Genomic DNA, 15,988 nt, shown 5'->3' on the forward strand with positions numbered 1-15,988 from the left:
CAGTTAGGGTACCGGGCGGTGTACTGTGGGTGTGCCTCATGTGAGGCAGGCCCGGTCACTGGTGTGCCGGGCCTGCTGTTTTGTCTGTGTCAGTCGAGGTCGACGGCCCACCATGCTTCGCGTTGCGCGGCGAGGCGGGCGCGGGGGTCGCCGATGGTGTCGAGTGCTTTGGCGAGGCCCTGCCAGTCGTGTTCGCTCATGGGGTCGATGGCCAGCGCGCGTTGGTGGAACTGGGCGGCGTCGCGGTCGCGTCCGGCGGAGGTGGCGGCGCGGGCGGCAATGCCGAGGAGGGTGAGTTGTTTCTGTTCGAGGCGGGCGCGGACGTCGTCGGCCCAGGGGCTGTCGGTGCCGGGAAGGTAGTGGCCGTACTGCGCGACGAGTTCACGGAGTTCTTCGAGGCCCAGGCTGCCCTGTTCGGCCTGCGCGGCGAGCAGTTCGAAGCGTTGCACGTCGTATTCGGGGTTCAGGTCGCTGGCGAGGGCGTAGCGGCGGTTGGTGCTGACGACGGCTTCGTTGCTTAAGGACCGGCGCAGGCGGTGCAGGGTGGTGTGGAAGAGGCTGCTGGCGCGCGCCTCGTCCTTTTCGGGCCAGAGGGCCTCGGCGGCTTCCCAGCTGGTGACTTCTTTGTGTTCCAGCAGGTAGAAGAACAGTTCGAGGGCTTTGCGGCTGACCCAGGTGACGGTGCTGCCTTTCCAGATGACCTGGGCGGTGCCGAGGCCTTTGGCCTGCATCTGGTTTTCGTTCTGCTGGTTCAGGCCGGCGCGGCGCAGCCGAGCGTCGATGGCGCCGGTGAGGTCCTGGGGGGTGAAGGGTTTGGGCAGGTAGTCGTCCGCGCCGAGGTTCATGCCGCGCCGGACGTCGCCGCGTTCGGCGTGGCTGGAGAGCAGCATGAAGGGGAGGCTGGCGTGTTGTTCGTGCGCGCGGACTTTCTCCAGGAATTCCAGGCCGGTCATGTAGGGCATGACGACGTCGCTGATGACGAGGTCGGGCGTGAAGACTTTCAGGAGGTCGAGGGCTTCGACGGGGTGGGTGCTGGTGCGCACCTCGTGCCCGGCGCGGGAGAGGATCACGCTGACAAGCTTGAGGATGGCGGCGTCGTCATCCACCACGAGGATGCGGGGCATGCGCTGAGTCTAACAGGCGCGGGGTGGGGCGGGGGTGGCGTGCGTGGCGTAGGCTGGGCGGGCATGGGAACTCAGGATGTGCAGGTCGTGGTGGCGCGCGTGTGGACGCTGGATGACGCGCGGCCGGAGGTGGGCGCGGTGCTGGTGGGGGGTGGGCGCGTGCTGGCGGTGGGTTCGCGGGAGGAGATGCGGGCGCTCGCGCCGGGTGCGGGGGTGCTGGATCACCGGGATCTGCTGCTCACGCCGGGTTTGGCGGAGGCGCACATTCACCTCGTGACGTACGGGTTCTCGTTGTCGCAGGTGAGTCTGCATGGGGCGCGGAGTGTTGCGGAGGTGCAGGCGCGCGTGGCGCAGCAGGTGATGAACACGCCGCCCGGCACGTGGATTCGTGGTGGGGGGTTCCTGCTGTCGGAACTGGGTCTGGGTGGGTACCCGTCGGCGGCGCTGCTGGATGAGGTGAGTCCGCATCATCCGGTGATGCTGTACTCGCGGGACTTGCACCTGAGCTGGGTGAACAGCGCGGCGCTGCGGCTGGCCGGGATTCACGAGGGCACGCCGGACCCGGAGGGGGGGCGGGTCGTGCGCCCGCTGGGCTGCCTGCTGGAGCACTCCTCGGATCTGGTGGCGCGCGTGATTCCCGCACCCAAGGAGGCGGATTACCTGGCGGCGGCGCGGGCGGGCGCGGAGGACCTGGCCGCGCGGGGGTACGTGAGTGCGCACACCATGGCCTTTGAGGCGTCCGAGGCGCCCCGGGCGCTGCAGACCCTGGCGCAGCGGGGCGAGTTGCCGCTGCGCGTGTGGGCGTGCCTGCCGCATGACCGGCTGGGGCACGCGCGGGCGCTGGGGCTGGCGCGCGCGCCGGGCGGGCTGTTCCAGTGGGGTGGCGTGAAGTTCTTCGCGGATGGCGCGCTGGGAAGCCGCACGGCGTGGCTGCACGCGCCGGGCTTCGCGGACGGCTCCGGGACAGGCATGCCGCTGGACCCGCCGGACCTCATCGCGGCGCTGGGCCGTGAGGCGATCGAGCTGGGCCTGACGCCCGTCACGCACGCGATCGGGGACCGCGCGAACACCGAGGTGCTGGACGCGTACGACACGCTGCGCCCGCACGCCGAGGCGCGCGGCATCCGCCTGCGCGTCGAGCACGCCCAGCATCTGCGCGCGCAGGACCTGCCGCGTTTCCGGGGCCTGACGGCCAGTGTGCAGCCCATTCATCTGCAGGCGGATGGCCCGATGATCCGTGAGCTGATGCCGCACCTGGAGGGCCTCAGTTACGCCTTCCGGTCCCTGAAGGAGGCCGGGGCGGTCCTGGCGTTTGGCAGTGACGCGCCGGTCGCCCCGCCCGAGTACCGCGCGAACTTTGCGGCGGCGATCACGCGCGTGGATGACAGCGGGGCGCGCCTCGCGCCGGACCAGGCGCTGACGGAGCATGAGGTCCTGTGGGCGCACACGCGCGGGCCCGCCCTGGCGGCGGGCTGGGACGATGAGGGCGTCATCCGGCCCGGGTCCCGCGCGGCGTTCACCCTGTGGGATCGCCTGGGCGGGAACGCGCGGGCGCTGGTGCTGTGAACTCAGGCAGGCTCAGGTCACGTGGGGCCGGGGCCTGCCTGTTGTTCAGCAGAAGAAGAAGCAGATGATGTCAGAGATGACGTCCGCGGCGAAGCCGAGGCCGCCCAGCAGGGCTTCCAGGGCGTCTGAGGAGAGACTGAACAGGTCTTTCAGGGCGTTGGCGATGTCCTGCGCCGAGAAGCCCAGCGCCTTGAGCAGTGAGCCCACGACGTCCGCGCCGAGGCCCAGCGCGCTTTTCAGGGCGGCGGCGATGTCGCCTGCGCTGAAGCCCAGGCCCTTGAGAAGCGTGGCGACGGCGTCCCCGGCCAGTCCGTACGCGGTGCTCAGGGCGCCCGCGATGGCCTCGGCCCCGAAGCCCGCGGCTTTCAGCAGCCCGCCCGTCACGTCGCTGGTCAGGCTGAGCACGGTCTGCAGGGCTGTGGCGATCTGACCGGCGCCGTACCCGAGGCCCTTGAGGATGCCGGTCAGGGCGTCATTTGACAGCGAGAAGAGACTGCTAAGCGCGCCGGTGATGAGGTTCAGGCCGAAGCCCAGCCCCTTGAGGATGCCCCCCACGGCGTCCGCGCCCAGGTTGAAGACGGTCTTCAGAGCGGTGGTGATGCCCGTGATGTCGATGCCCACGCCCTTAAGCAGGGCGGCGACCGCGTCGGCCGGCAGGAAGAACACGTCCTTGAGGGTCTGGGCGATCACGGTCGCGCCGAAGCTCAGGCCGTTGAGGATGGTGGTCACGGCGCCCGCGGAGAGGCCCAGCACGGTCTTGAACGCCCCGGCGATCGCGTCCGCGCCGAAGCCGACGCCCTTGAGGATGCCGCCGATCACGTCGGCGTTCAGGCTGAGCACCTGACTGAGCGCGCCCGTGATGGCGTCCGCGCCGAAATTCAGGCCCTGCAGGATGCCGCCGATGGCCTGGCCGCCCAGGCTGTACACGCTGCTCAGGGCGCCCGTGATGGCGTTCGCGCCGAAACTCAGGGCGTTGAGCACGGCGCCGGTCGCGGCGCCCGTCAGGGCGTACACAACCTTCATGGCGCCCGCGATCGCGTCCGCGCCGAAACCGAGTCCCTTGAGGATGGTGCCGGTGGCCAGGTCGGCCAGCGAGTACACGACCTTCATGGCGCTGGCAATGTCGGTGGCGACGAAGCCGACCGTCTTGAGCACCGCGGCGTTCGCGGCGTCCCCCAGGGCATACACGCTCTGAAGGGCTGTGGATACCGCTGTGACGCCGTACCCGACCGCTTTAAGCAGGGTGGCGTTGGCCAGGTCGCTCAGCCCGTACACGGTGTTCAGGGCCCGGGCGGTCTGCGTGCCCGTGTAGTCCACGCGGAACAGCACGTCGGCGTTCTGCGCATCGGTCAGGGTGAACACGGTTTTCAGGGCGGCGGCCGTGTCCTCGGACGTGAAGTTCAGGTTTTTCAGGATCTGCCCGGTCACGTCGGCTGCCACGCCGAATTCCGTCCGGATGGCCTGCGCGATCTGCGTGGCGGTCTGCCCGGCCGCTTTCAGGAAGTACGCGCGGATGACCGGGTTCTTCTGAATCTGCACCTTGATGGGCAGGGTCCGGCTCGGGTTGATGGCGACGAGTGCGTTCCCGGCCGTGCGGTCGTTCTTCTCGATGCCCAGCGTGTACGAGGACACGAGCAGGGTGCCGACCGACACGGAGATGCGGACGGTGTTGCCCGGGGTCACGCCGCTCTTCCCGGCCGCCCAGGACGTGACGTACGTGACGCCGTCTTTGTCCAGCGTGATCTGCCCCGCGGCGCCGGTCAGGGTGGACAGCGTGGTGCAGGCGCTGCCGGTCACCTTGCAGACGGTGACGGACAGCCACGGCAGGAGGCTGCTGTCCAGGTTGGGCAGGCTGGCCACGCCGTTGACCAGCGGGTCGCGGAAGGCCAGGGCGCTGCTGAAGGTGGGGATCGGGACGGTCTGGGCGCTGAGAACTGCGCCCGCTGGGGCCTGCGTCACCGTGGTCTCCCGGGGGGCTGCCGCTGCTGGGGCCGCCGGGGCGGGGTGCTGCCCGCAACTGCTGACGAGCAGGCTGATGGACAGGGCAATGAAGCTCAGGGAGTGCCGTCTGGACATGGTGTCCCTCCTGTGAACGTCAAGGCTGGTGACGGGCCGCCGCGCGGTAGATCAGGTCTGGGTGCGGGTTCAGGGCGTCTGCTCGGGCTGGCCTTGGCCCGCGCGGCGTCACGGACCGGTACCGTCGTCCAGTCAGGGGACGGTCCGGAGGAGGCGCTGGGCGGTCCCCGTGTCAGATGAAGATGATCTCAGGAGATCAGGCGACAATATGGTAGACGATCAGCACAGCGTGACCTATCCCCCAATTGGGTGATGGGTCATTTATGGTTTAGGGCCAGGCAGCAGGAAGGCCGCGCCAGGGCAGGCGCATCAGATCAGCCCACAGGGTTCAGGCCGCATTCCAGTCACCCGCCAGCAGAGGGTGGAGACACGAGATAAGCCACGGCTGAGCCAGGGGGGCAGACAGGCGAGCGCGGTGAGTCCCCCAGTCACCCTGAGGAGCTCACCGCGTGGCGCTGGTCTTATTCCTCGTCGTCGGGAAGGTCAGCGTTGCTGTAGACGTTCTGGACGTCGTCGAGATCCTCAAGCGCCTCGATCAGCGTCATGAGTTTCTTCGCGTCGTCACTGCCCACTGCGACGGTGTTGCTGGGCAGCATGGTGATCTGGGCGTTCTCGATGGCGAAACCGGCGGCGGCCAGGGCGTCCTGCACGGCGTACAGGTCGGCCGGGCCGGTGCTGATCTCCAGGCCCTCCTCGGACTCCTGGATGTCCTCGGCGCCGTGCTCGATGGCGGTTTCCTGCGCCTGCTCGCTGGTGTCGGTCAGCAGGATCACGCCTTTCTTCTCGAACTGCCACGCCACGGACCCGCTGGTGCCCAGGCTGCCGCCGCGCTTGTTGAACACCGCGCGGATGTCCGCCACGGTGCGGTTGACGTTGTCGGTCAGCGTCTCGATGAAGATGGCGGTGCCGCCGGGGCCGTAGCCCTCGTAGGTCTGTTCCTTGTAGTCCGCGGCCCCTTCGCCCGCACCGACGGCGCGTTTGATGGCGTTGTCAATGTTGTCCACGGGAACCGTGGCGGCCTTGGCTGCGGCAATGGCGTTTTTCAGGCTGAGGTTCCCGGCCGGGTCGCCGGTCCCGCCGGAGCGCACGGCGGCCTGAATGGCGCGAATGTGCTTGGAGTACATTGCGCTGCGTTTGCTGTCGTTGGCACCTTTTTTCCGCTTGATCTGAGACCACTTGCTGTGACCGGCCATGTTCAGGACTCTCCTTGCGTGAAACGGCGCCCACTCGGTAAGTCGGGGGCGCATGCAGGGAGCATTCTAGCGCAGGGGCCGCGCGGGCTGCGGGCCGGGTCAGCCGTCCTCGTCGGTGGGTTCCTGCGCCGGGTGATCCTGCGGGCGGAAGCGGGCGTGACTGTCCGTGGGGGAGAGGTTCTCCCGCTCGGCCGCCTGCGGGCCGGTGTCCAGTCCGCTGATCAGCACCTCGCCCGTGGTGCTGACGGCCGGGGCGGAAGTCGAGGTCGCTGGAGCCGTCCCGTCACGTTGAGTCATACCCCCGAGCATACGTCCGGGGGGCGCGCGGCGGGTGTGGGGACGCTCAAGGGCAGGGGCGCGCCGCTTGGGGTCACATGCGCATGACGCTGCGGTCGCCAATGACCATCTGCAGGCCGGTGTCGCTGGGCGCGGTGATCAGGGCGTGCCGCCCGATGAGGCTGCGGTGAATCGGCCGGGCCGGGTGCAGGACGCGGGCGAACTCGTCGATCAGGCTGACCGTGACCTGCGCGCTGTCCACGCGGGCGTGCGCGCCCACACTCACGAATGGTCCCAGCGTCGCACCGCGCACCACGGCGTGCGGCCCGATCCACACCGGTCCCTGGATGACGCTGTCTTCCACCAGGGCGCCCGCCTCGATCACGACGGGGCCCTGCACGGTGCTGCGTTCCACCCGGCCGTCCGTGCAGGGAGTCAGGTGCCTCAGGTAGTGACTGTTCGCGGTCAGCAGGTCGTCGGGGGCGCCCGCGTCGCTCCAGAAGCCCTTGAATTCCACGGCGCGCACCTGCCCGCCCTGCGCGAGCAGCGCCGTGAGCGCCTGCGGGAACTCGATCTCGCCGCGGGTGCTGTGCGGCAGGTCTTCGAGCACGTCAATCAGGCCGGGTTTGAAGCTGAACACGCCGCACGCGGCGAGGTTGCCCTCGGGCGTACGGGGTTTTTCCACCAGCCGCAGCAGGCGCCCGGACTTGACGACCGCCACGCCGTACGCCTGCGGGTTCGGGACTTCCTTCACGCCGATCACGGCGTCCCCGTAGCGCAGCGCGGTGACCAGGGGCGTCAGGGCGTCCTCGAACAGGTTGTCCCCCAGGTACAGCAGGGTGGAACTGCCCTCCAGGAAGTGCCGGGCGGTCAGCACGGCGTGCCCAGTCCCCAGCGGGTCGTACTGGCGGATGAACGTCAGGTGCCCGCTGTGTTGCGTGGCGTCGCGCAGGTCCTGCTCGCTGGACGGGCTGGTCACAATCCCGATGTCCTGCACGCCCGCGTCACGCAGCGCTTGCACGGCTCGCGCGATGATCGGGACGCCCGCGACCGGCATGGCGTGCTTGGGCCGCGTGGCACTCAGGGGCAGCAGGCGGCTGCCGCGCCCGGCGGCCAGGATCAGGCCCTTCACGGTCGGCACCGGGGGCTGGCTGAGGGTCGGGGAGCGGTCATGGGCGGTGCGGGAAGTATACGGGCCGCGCGGGGCGCCGACCGGTTCAGGGCATGCAGCGGTGAGGGGCGGTGCATGCGGCGCATCAGCGGTTCAGGGCGTCGCCCAGCGCTTCCGCGAAGGCGTCCTCGTCGTCCAGCCACGGGTAGTGCCCGGCGTCAAGGACAGTCACGTCCGCGTCCGCGAGGTCCGCCACCCACTGCACCTGCTCGGGGTAACTCGTGCGGTCGTGCGCGCCGGCAATCACGAACACCGGGCGGCGCAGTTCGGCCAGGAACGGCGGGTACTCGAACTCCCACAGGCCCTGATTCACCAGCGCCTCCTGCACCTCGCCCCCGCCGATCAGCTGCCCCTCGGCGTCACTGAATTCCAGGTGCATGCGGCTGGCGTGATCCCTGAACTGCAGCGCGTTCAGCAGGTCGCGGGCGTTCAGCAGCGCGAAGGCCGCCTCGATCCGCGCGCCGCCCACCGCCGGGTGCTGCCCCTCGGGCGCCGCGGCGCGCAGCTCATCGGCCGGGTCCGTGAAGGGCGCGCCGCGGCGGGCGCTGGCTTCCTCCAGCAGCGTGCGGGCCAGGTCCGGGAAGTGCACCCAGGGGTTCACGGTGATCACGCGCGAGGTGCGGGTAGGGTGGCGGCGGGCGTACTCCAGCGCGATCAGCGCGCCGAACCCGTGTCCGAGCGGCACGATCTGCTCGACGTCCAGGAAGTCGCGCAGCGCCTCGACATCCGCCACGAGCGTGTCGAGATCCAGCGTGTCGGCCCCCTGCTCGGTGTCCTCCAGGGCGCCGCTGCGGCCCGAGCCGCGCTGGTCGAGGAACACCACCTGCCGCTCGATGCGGTCCCCGAACAGCGCCTGAAAGGAGTAACTGTTGTAGCCGGGGCCGCCGTGCAGGAACACGATGGGCGGCTCGCCGGGTTCGCCCTGCACCTCGAAATGCAGGTCCGCGCCGTTCAGGCGCTCGAAGTACACGCCGTCCGCGCCGTTGAATTCCGCGTTCATGAAGTCAGGGTCATCTGCGTTCGGGCCGGTCATGCGCGCCATTCTAGGCGGGCTGCGCCAGAAGGGGCGGCAACGTGGCCCACGGTTGCCTTGAACACTGCTACCCTGCGCGCATGACCGCAGATGATCAGGACGTGCAGGGCGTGGCCTTCACCCTGGACGGCGTGGATGACCTGACCTTCACGCGCATCCTGCGGGACGTGCTGCGCGACCCCATCTTCGCGCGGCCCCTACAGGTGCAGGCGCAGGAACCCCGCGCCGGGCAGCCCGCGCGCCTGATTGTGGCCTTCCGGCCTGAGGATCGTGAGCGGGCCATCAGCGCCACGCAGCGCCTGAAAACCGTACTGCTGCGCTTCGGGGTTCAGGTGGACAGCATTCACGTGCCCGGCCGCTGACAGGCTGTTAAAGAACCATAAACAGCGCCTTTCCCCGAACTGGACACGGCGCGCCCTACGATGAGCCGGAATACAGGGCGCACTCTGGCCCCAGCGCCGCGCAAGGTGTCCCGCAACCCGGGGTACCCCGAGCGCCCCGCTCGTCGGGGCTGAGGAGATTGAACAGTCACTATGGAGCAACGCATTCTGCTAATCGAGGACAACCCGGATATTACCCGCGTGGTGCAGTACGAGCTGGAACAGGCCGGGTACCGCGTACTGGCCGCCCCGGACGGCGTGACCGGCCTGACAGCCGCGCGCGAACACAGCCCCGACCTGGTCATCCTGGACCTGGGCCTGCCCGACTTCGACGGCGCGGAGATTGCCCGGCGCCTGCGCAAGACCAGCAGCGTGCCCATCATCATCCTGACAGCCATGGACGCCGTGGACCGCAAGGTCAACCTGCTGGAAGCCGGCGCGGACGACTACATGACCAAACCCTTCCACCCGGAAGAACTCGTGGCGCGCGTGAAGGTGCAGCTGCGCCACCAGCAGCACGGCGAGGTCATCAGCATCGGGCCGCTGGAAATCCACCCGCAGAAGCGCCTGTGCCACTACAACGGGCACGAGGTGCGGCTGTCCCCCAAGGAGTTCGACCTGCTGACCTTCCTGGCCCGTCAGCCCGGCCGCGTGTACTCTCGCCAGGAGATCGAACGCGAGGTCTGGAACGGCGAGCTGCCCAGCAACAGCAACGTCGTGGACGTGCACATGGCGAACATGCGCGCCAAGCTGCGCGACCTCGACGGGTACGGCATCATTCGCACCGTGCGCGGCATCGGGTACGCCCTGAAAACCCCCTGAACCGCAGCACAGACGGCGGACGCTCCAGCTGAGGCGTCCGCCGTGTCGTCTGTCCCCTCAGCGGCCCTGGAGGTACAGGAATGCCTCGGGCAGCGCCTCGCGCCACGTCACCCAGTTGTGCCCGCTGGGGTACTCCCGGTACTGGTGATCCAGCCCCAGGTCCGCGAACAGGCCCGCCATGCGGCGGTTCGGGCCGGTCAGCCACTCCAGCGTCCCGGTATCCAGGCTGGTCGTCAGGTGCGTGGGCGGGTTCGCGCGCAGTTCGTCCAGCAGCCACTCGCCCGCCGTGGTCGTGTCGATCACGCCCTCTCGCGTCGCGCCGGGCCGCGCGATGAACGCCCCACTGTGACTCGCCACCCGGGCGAACAGCTCCGGGTGGCGCGCCCCCAGGAACAGGCTGGTCAGGCCGCCCAGACTCGCGCCCCACAGGCCCCGCACGGACGCCTCCACCAGTTCACCCTCCACGCGCGGCATCACCTCGGTCGTCAGGAAGTCCAGGTACCGGGGGTTCAGGTAGTACTCCTCGTTCCGGTCCCCCGGTTCCACGAACACCAGCGCGGCGCCCGGCGCCAGCCCGGCCTCTGCGGCGCGGTCCATCACGTCCCCCAGCTTCCCGGTGCGGTAGAACGCCACGCCGTCCTGCACGTAGTACACCGGCAGCGGCCCGCCCGCGTACCCGTGCGGGGTGTACACGATCACCCGCCGCGTCCCGGGGAATACCGTACCCTCCCAGGTCAGGCGGTGCGCCGTGCCCTTCAGGGTCGCGTCGGGCATCTGCCACAGCGGGTGCCGCGCGTACGCGCCCACCACCGCCGCGCGCGGGTACGGCCACCACGGATTCAGGGACCGCTGCGCGTTGTCCGGGTCCGCGAACGCCTCACCCGCGGCGTCCACCCACGCGTACTCCACCCACGCCCCCCGCGGCAACCGCAACCGCAGCGGCACGCCGTCCACCACGGGAATCGGTTCGCGCTTGCGCCAGTCCGTCACGTCCCCGATCAAGCCCACCGCGCCCGCCGGAGGCGAGAACGTCACCCACTGCCCATCCACCGAAACAGCCATGCCCGCAAGTGTACGGCCGGGTGAGGCTGGGCAGTGGAGTGTCGCTCGTGCAGTGGGCGTGGCCTAGAGGCTGGCCGGAGAGACCTGTTGGATCACCTGAGCGTGGGCGGGCGTGCAGGTCACGCCCGCCCACGCTCTGCCTCCCGGTGCTTACTCGCTGCGGTCGGGCGCGGCAGGCGTCACGAGGCCCTGCGTGCTGCTGTAGCTGCGGTACTGGTCACGCAGTTCGCGCTTGAGGATCTTGCCGGTCGCGCCGATGGGAATGCTGTCGGTCACGACGGTCGCGTCGGGCAGCCACCACTTCGCGAAGCGGGGCGCGATGAAGCTGATCAGTTCGTCGTGCGTGACGCTCTGGCCGGGCTTGGGCGTCACGACCGCCAGGGGCCGCTCGTCCCACTTGGGGTCGTCCATGGCGATCACGGCGCACAGGTTCACGGCCGGGTGGGCCATGATCGCGTTTTCCAGGTCCACGGAGCTGATCCACTCGCCGCCACTCTTGATGAGGTCCTTGGCACGGTCCTGGATGTGCATGTACCCGCGCTCGTCCAGCGTGGCGATGTCGCCCGTGTCGAACCACTGCTGGCCGTCCAGGTCGAAGAAGTTGCTCTGGCCCTCGCCCTTGAAGTAGCTGCTGGCCACCCACGGCCCACGGATGATCAGGCGGCCCATGGTCTTCCCGTCATGCGGTAGGCGCGCGCCCTGGTCGTCCAGGACGTCCAGCTCGATCAGCGGGACGGTGCGGCCCTGCTTGGCGCGCAGGGTGAAGCCCTCGTCGCTGGTGGGGTCCACGCCGTACGGGACGCCGCTGGCGGTGCCCAGCGGGTGGGTCTCGGTCATGCCCCAGGCCTGGAGCAGCGCCAGGTTGTGGCGGGTCTGGAAGGCGCGGATCATCGCCTCGGGCGCGGCGCTGCCCCCCACGATCAGGCGCTCCAGGCCGCCAAGCTGGTACGGCTCCCCGGCCTGCGCGGCGCGGTCCAGTTCGGCCAGCAGGCCCATCCAGATGGTGGGCACGCCCGCCGTGATCGTCACCTCCTCGTCCTGGAGGAGCGTGGCGACGCTGCGGCCGTCCGCGAACACCCCGGCGTACACCTGCTTGGCGCCGTACATGGCGCAGGTGTACGGCAGGCCCCAGGCGTTCACGTGGAACATCGGCACGATCGGCAGGACACTGTCGGCCTCGCCGACGTTCAGGGCGTCCTTCGGGGCGCTGGCCAGCGAGTGCAGCACCGTGCTGCGGTGCGTGTACACGACACCCTTGGGGTTGCCGGTGGTGCCGCTCGTGTAGCACATGGCGGCCGCGTCCCGCTCGTCCAGGTCGGGGTAGCGGGCCAGGGGCCCGCTCTCCTGCACGAAGGTGTCGTAATCGTGCACGCCGGGCAGCGGGATGGGCTGCGGCGTGGGGCCCAGCACGAAGATGTGCTCCAGGTGCGGGCAGCCGGCCCTGATGGTGGGGATCATCGCGGCGAACACGTTCTCGATCAGCAGGACCCGGTCCTCGGCGTGATTCAGGATCCAGCAGATCTGCTCCGGGTGCAGGCGGATGTTCACGGTGTGCAGCACCAGCCCCGCGCTGGGCACGCCCAGGTACGCCTCCAGGTGCCGGAAGGAGTTCACAGCCAGCGTCGCCACGCGGTCACCCTTCGTGAGGCCCAGGCCCAGCAGGCCCCCCGCGAGGCGCTGGGCGCGGTCGGCGACCTGCCCGTACGTCGTGCGGTGCTTGTGCGGCACGGGGTTGCCGTGCTCGTCCCGTCCGGCCACGAGGAGGCTGACGACCTCGCGCCCGGCGTACTGCGTGCGGATGCGTTCCAGAATGGTCGGCACGGTCAGTTGAACGTCCATCATGTTGCCCTGCATGAACACCTCCGTGATGAGCCCTGGGCGCGGTGACGGTTCACCGCCGGGCCCACCGGTTCACTGTGAATGCCGGAAGTATAGAAAAAATTGAACCCGGATCAGTCAGCCGGGGCACGCACCTCCAGCGCGGCCCGCGGCGCGCTCAGGTGAGGGAGCGGTCCTGGCCCAGCAGGTACAGTTCCAGGATCTGCACGGCGGCCGCCTCGTCCTCGTCCTGCGCGCCTAGGTCGCGGGCGCGGCGGGTGGTGAAGCGCTCATCCTGGTAGATCACGCGGTAGCCCTTCTCGGTCAGGACCCGCCCGAAGGCCTGCACGCGGTCCGCGCTGGGACTCTGGGCGCCGTCGGTCCGCAGCGGCAACCCCAGCACGAGCTGCTGCGCGCCGGTCTCCTCGACTTTCAGGCGCACGGCCTTCAGGTCCAGCGGCAGGCGCTTGCGGTCCACGCTGCCACGCCCGAACGCCAGTCGCCCGGTGCTGACCGCGAAGCCGATGCGGTGCTTGCTGACGTCCAGCGCCAGCGTGGTCGGCAGCGGATCGGGGGTGGGGACGCTCATGCGCCGGAGTGTAGCAGCCCCCAGCGGGGCCAAACGCGCGTTAGGCTGGTGGGCATGAGCGAAGCCGTGATCACCGAAACCACCCAGGCCGGGGTGCGCACCCTGACCCTGAACCGCCCGGACAAACTGAACGCCGCGAACGACGCCCTGCTGCTCGCACTGACGGACGCCCTGCGCCGCGCCGACACGGAAGACAACGTGCGCGTGGTCGTCATCACCGGCGCCGGGCGGGGCTTCTGCGCCGGGCAGGACCTGGGCGACGTGTCGGGCCGCGACATGACCTTTACCGAGCACCTGAACCACACCTACAACCCCCTGATCCGCACCATCCGCACCCTGAGTAAACCCGTGATCAGCGCCGTGAACGGCGTCGCGGCGGGCGCCGGGGCCAGCCTCGCCCTGGCCGGGGACCTGCGGCTCTGGGCGCAGTCGGCCAGCCTGATCGAGGTGTTCTCGAACATCGCCCTGGTGCCGGATTCGGGCAGCACGTGGTTCCTGCCGCGCCTCGTGGGGTACCACCGCGCTTTTGAACTCATGGCGCTCGCCGAACGCGTCCGGTCCGAGGACGCCCTGCGCCTGGGCCTGTGCGAGCAGGTGTTCCCCGACGAGACCTTCCGGGCGGACGTGCAGGCCTACGCCGAGCGGCTCGCGGCGCGCCCCGCGAACGCCCTGAAACTCACGAAGCAGGCGCTGGTGTTCGCGCAGACCCACACGCTGGACGAGGCGCTGGATCAGGAGGCCGCCCTGCAACAGATTGCCGGTGATCACTGGGAGCACGAGGAAGGCGTCACGGCCTTTAAGGAGAAGCGCCCCGCCCAGTTCATCCGCGGCGCCCAGTAAAAGCGGGACAGGAACGCGGGCCGCTCTGATCGGCGGCCCGCGCTTGCTTTCCGGGGATTATTTATCCAGCGGGTCGGGGTTGCGGCTGGCGGCCTTGCCTTCCTCGATCATGTTGTCGTGGCGGAAGACCTTGTCGCGCTCGGCTTCCAGGGCCACGCCCGCGCGGTCGTCACCGGGGACCAGTCGCTCGTCGCTGTGCTGCATGGTCGGGTCGGGCGAGGTGGGCGTCCTGGCGGGGCGCTGGTCGGGCGTCTGGTCAGCGGGCGTGCGGTAGGGGTCGTTGTCAGGCATGCGGGCCTCCTGGCCGGGGTGGGGGACACTGGCGGGCACGGTGGGTTCCGCGCGGGGCGTCTGGGCTGGGCTGGACGTGAACGCCGGGCTGTTGGACGCGGCGGTGGCCGTTACGCCCGTGGCCGCCGGGGCTGCGCTTGACAGGTCGCTGCCGACCGGCGCGGTTGAGGCGGTTCCGCCGGGTTCGTCCTCGTGCTCGCCGAGTTCCTCGATCAGGCGTTCGCGGGCCTTGATCTCCTCCTCGACGCGGCGGATGTCCTCCTGCACGCCACCCAGGACGTCGTGGTCCGCACCCGCGTGGTAGGAGCGGCCCAGGCGGCCGTACAGGGCGTCGAGTTCGCGGCTGAGACTGAAGATCTCCACGCGCAGCCGCGTGGCGGACGCGACCTCCTCGCCCCGGCGCTGCATGCGCTCCGCTCCGCGCTTGACGGTGTTCAGGATGTTGTCCAGCATGCCCTCAGTGTGCACGGCGCAGCCCGCGGGGGCGTGAGGCGCAGCTTAGGGGAACCCTGGGTGTCCCTCCACCTTCTGCCAACCTGCGCGTTGCTACAGTGACCTCACCATGAACGCTGCCGAGACCAGAGCGCTGCTGAGCGCGCTGCGCGCCGCCCACGCCCGGGGCCAGCGCGCCGCGATCGCCACCGTGGTGGGCGTGCGCGGCAGCGCCTACCGCCGCGAGGGCACCCGCATGCTCGTCCTTGATGACGGCGCGCAGGTGTGCATGCTCTCCGGCGGCTGCCTGGAAGCCGAGGTGGTCGAGGTCGCGCTGGAGGTCATCCGCACCGGCCAGAGCGCCCTGACGCACTACGACCTTTCCGAGGACGCCACCTGGGGCCTGGGCATCGGCTGCGGGGGCAGCGTGGACGTCCGCGTGGAACGCGTGGACCCGGAGGACCCGGTCACGGCGGCGTGGCTCGCGGCGCTGGAGGCCGGGGAGAAGGCCGCGCTGATCGTGCCCCTGGGCCCCGGCGCGGGGCGGCTGCTGGTCACCCCGGAAGGGGAGGCCCTGGGGGACCTGCGGGCCGACCTGCGGCCCTTCGCGCTGGCCGCCGCCCGCGAACGTCTGACGCACCTGGAGCCGCGCGCCGCGACCCTCGCGGCCCCGGACGGCACGCCCGTGTTCGTGGACGTCAGCACGCCCCCGCCGCAGCTCGTGCTGTATGGCGCGGGCCACGACGCGATGCCCCTGGCCTCTCAGGCGCACGCGCTGGGCTACGACGTGCACGTCATTGACCCGCGCGGCGCGTACCTCACGCCCGGCCGCTTCCCCGGCGCCACCCTGCACGCCCTGACGCCCGAGGAACTGGGCGCGTTCATGCCGGGCGAGCGGGCGCACCTGATCGTCATGAACCACCACATCGACCGCGACCGGGTGTGCCTCGCGCACGCGCTGCACTCCGGCGCGCCGTACGTGGGCGTCCTGGGCCCCCGCAGCCGCGCGCTGGACCTGCTGACTGCCCTGGAAGAGGAGGGGGTGACCTTCACGCCCGATCAGCTGGCCCGCCTGCGCTCCCCGATCGGCCTGCGCCTGGGGGCCGAGGCGCCCGAGGAGGTCGCGCTGAGCATCCTGGCGGAACTCATGGCGTGGCGGCGCGGCTACGACGGGTCGTTCCTCAGCGGGCACGCGGGCCGCATTCACCACGAGCCCACCCACCCGGTCACGCCGCCCCTGGAACCGGAACCCGTCACCGGCGCGGGAACGTCCCCCACGCGGTAAACGCTGCGCGCTGGGGGCACCTGCTGTACT

At 70.1% G+C, this 15,988-nt stretch carries 15 protein-coding genes; 5 read left to right on the forward strand and 10 right to left on the reverse strand.

What is annotated here, in order from left to right; all coding sequences use genetic code 11:
- Positions 1 to 89: 89 nt before the first annotated feature.
- Entirely contained in the window at positions 90 to 1,124 is a 1,035-nt protein-coding gene (locus IEY63_RS07440) for an AfsR/SARP family transcriptional regulator (protein WP_189068357.1), read from the reverse strand.
- Between the two features lie 63 nt (positions 1,125 to 1,187).
- Here IEY63_RS07440 and IEY63_RS07445 point away from each other — a divergent pair, with 63 nt between their 5' ends.
- Entirely contained in the window at positions 1,188 to 2,690 is a 1,503-nt protein-coding gene (locus tag IEY63_RS07445) for an amidohydrolase (RefSeq protein WP_189068358.1), read from the forward strand.
- A gap of 45 nt (positions 2,691 to 2,735) precedes the next feature.
- Here IEY63_RS07445 and IEY63_RS07450 read toward each other — a convergent pair whose 3' ends face one another.
- The 5 genes from IEY63_RS07450 to IEY63_RS07470 all read right to left on the reverse strand — a co-directional run bounded on the left by IEY63_RS07450 (position 2,736) and on the right by IEY63_RS07470 (position 8,406).
- Entirely contained in the window at positions 2,736 to 4,766 is a 2,031-nt protein-coding gene (locus tag IEY63_RS07450; RefSeq protein ID WP_189068359.1) for a hypothetical protein, read from the reverse strand.
- A gap of 461 nt (positions 4,767 to 5,227) precedes the next feature.
- Positions 5,228 to 5,959: a YebC/PmpR family DNA-binding transcriptional regulator gene (locus tag IEY63_RS07455; protein ID WP_189068490.1), complete on the reverse strand. Its 732-nt coding sequence runs from the start codon at positions 5,957 to 5,959 to the stop codon at positions 5,228 to 5,230.
- A 99-nt stretch (positions 5,960 to 6,058) separates the two neighbouring features.
- Positions 6,059 to 6,256, reverse strand: a complete 198-nt coding sequence (locus tag IEY63_RS07460) for a hypothetical protein (RefSeq protein ID WP_189068511.1) — start codon at positions 6,254 to 6,256, stop codon at positions 6,059 to 6,061.
- A gap of 73 nt (positions 6,257 to 6,329) precedes the next feature.
- Complete coding sequence (locus tag IEY63_RS07465; protein WP_189068360.1) at positions 6,330 to 7,367, reverse strand: sugar phosphate nucleotidyltransferase; 1,038 nt, start codon at positions 7,365 to 7,367, stop codon at positions 6,330 to 6,332.
- A gap of 124 nt (positions 7,368 to 7,491) precedes the next feature.
- The gene (locus tag IEY63_RS07470; protein WP_189068491.1) at positions 7,492 to 8,406 is read right to left on the reverse strand and encodes an alpha/beta fold hydrolase; all 915 of its coding nucleotides are present in this window, start codon (positions 8,404 to 8,406) and stop codon (positions 7,492 to 7,494) included.
- Between the two features lie 113 nt (positions 8,407 to 8,519).
- On the opposite strand from IEY63_RS07470, the gene IEY63_RS07475 reads away from it, so the two are divergent.
- Positions 8,520 to 8,801 (forward strand): hypothetical protein, encoded by a 282-nt coding sequence (locus IEY63_RS07475; RefSeq protein ID WP_189068361.1) that lies wholly within the window; start codon positions 8,520 to 8,522, stop codon positions 8,799 to 8,801.
- 171 nt (positions 8,802 to 8,972) lie between these two features.
- Positions 8,973 to 9,641, forward strand: a complete 669-nt coding sequence (locus tag IEY63_RS07480) for a response regulator transcription factor (protein ID WP_189068362.1) — start codon at positions 8,973 to 8,975, stop codon at positions 9,639 to 9,641.
- Positions 9,642 to 9,698: 57 nt separating this feature from the next.
- Here the strand turns inward: IEY63_RS07480 and IEY63_RS07485 are convergent, their stop codons facing one another.
- The 3 genes from IEY63_RS07485 to ruvX form a co-directional block, all read right to left on the reverse strand.
- Positions 9,699 to 10,703: an alpha/beta hydrolase gene (locus IEY63_RS07485; RefSeq protein ID WP_189068363.1), complete on the reverse strand. Its 1,005-nt coding sequence runs from the start codon at positions 10,701 to 10,703 to the stop codon at positions 9,699 to 9,701.
- Positions 10,704 to 10,853: 150 nt separating this feature from the next.
- The gene (locus IEY63_RS07490) at positions 10,854 to 12,557 is read right to left on the reverse strand and encodes a long-chain fatty acid--CoA ligase (RefSeq protein ID WP_189068364.1); all 1,704 of its coding nucleotides are present in this window, start codon (positions 12,555 to 12,557) and stop codon (positions 10,854 to 10,856) included.
- A 142-nt stretch (positions 12,558 to 12,699) separates the two neighbouring features.
- On the reverse strand, positions 12,700 to 13,110 hold the full coding sequence (gene ruvX / locus IEY63_RS07495) for a Holliday junction resolvase RuvX (protein ID WP_189068365.1): 411 nt from the start codon (positions 13,108 to 13,110) through the stop codon (positions 12,700 to 12,702).
- A gap of 54 nt (positions 13,111 to 13,164) precedes the next feature.
- On the opposite strand from ruvX, the gene IEY63_RS07500 reads away from it, so the two are divergent.
- Positions 13,165 to 13,950 carry an enoyl-CoA hydratase-related protein gene (locus IEY63_RS07500; protein ID WP_189068366.1) on the forward strand — a complete coding sequence of 262 codons (786 nt, stop codon included), beginning with the start codon at positions 13,165 to 13,167 and terminating at the stop codon, positions 13,948 to 13,950.
- Positions 13,951 to 14,007: 57 nt separating this feature from the next.
- On the opposite strand, the gene IEY63_RS07505 is transcribed toward IEY63_RS07500, so the two are convergent.
- The gene (locus tag IEY63_RS07505; protein ID WP_189068367.1) at positions 14,008 to 14,694 is read right to left on the reverse strand and encodes a hypothetical protein; all 687 of its coding nucleotides are present in this window, start codon (positions 14,692 to 14,694) and stop codon (positions 14,008 to 14,010) included.
- A 109-nt stretch (positions 14,695 to 14,803) separates the two neighbouring features.
- On the opposite strand from IEY63_RS07505, the gene IEY63_RS07510 reads away from it, so the two are divergent.
- Positions 14,804 to 15,958, forward strand: coding sequence for an XdhC family protein (locus IEY63_RS07510; RefSeq protein WP_189068368.1), 1,155 nt, complete (start codon positions 14,804 to 14,806; stop codon positions 15,956 to 15,958).
- Positions 15,959 to 15,988: the final 30 nt, after the last annotated feature.

Origin of the sequence: Deinococcus radiotolerans (assembly GCF_014647435.1) — a bacterium.
In the GTDB taxonomy this organism is placed as follows: Bacteria; Deinococcota; Deinococci; order Deinococcales; family Deinococcaceae; genus Deinococcus; species Deinococcus radiotolerans.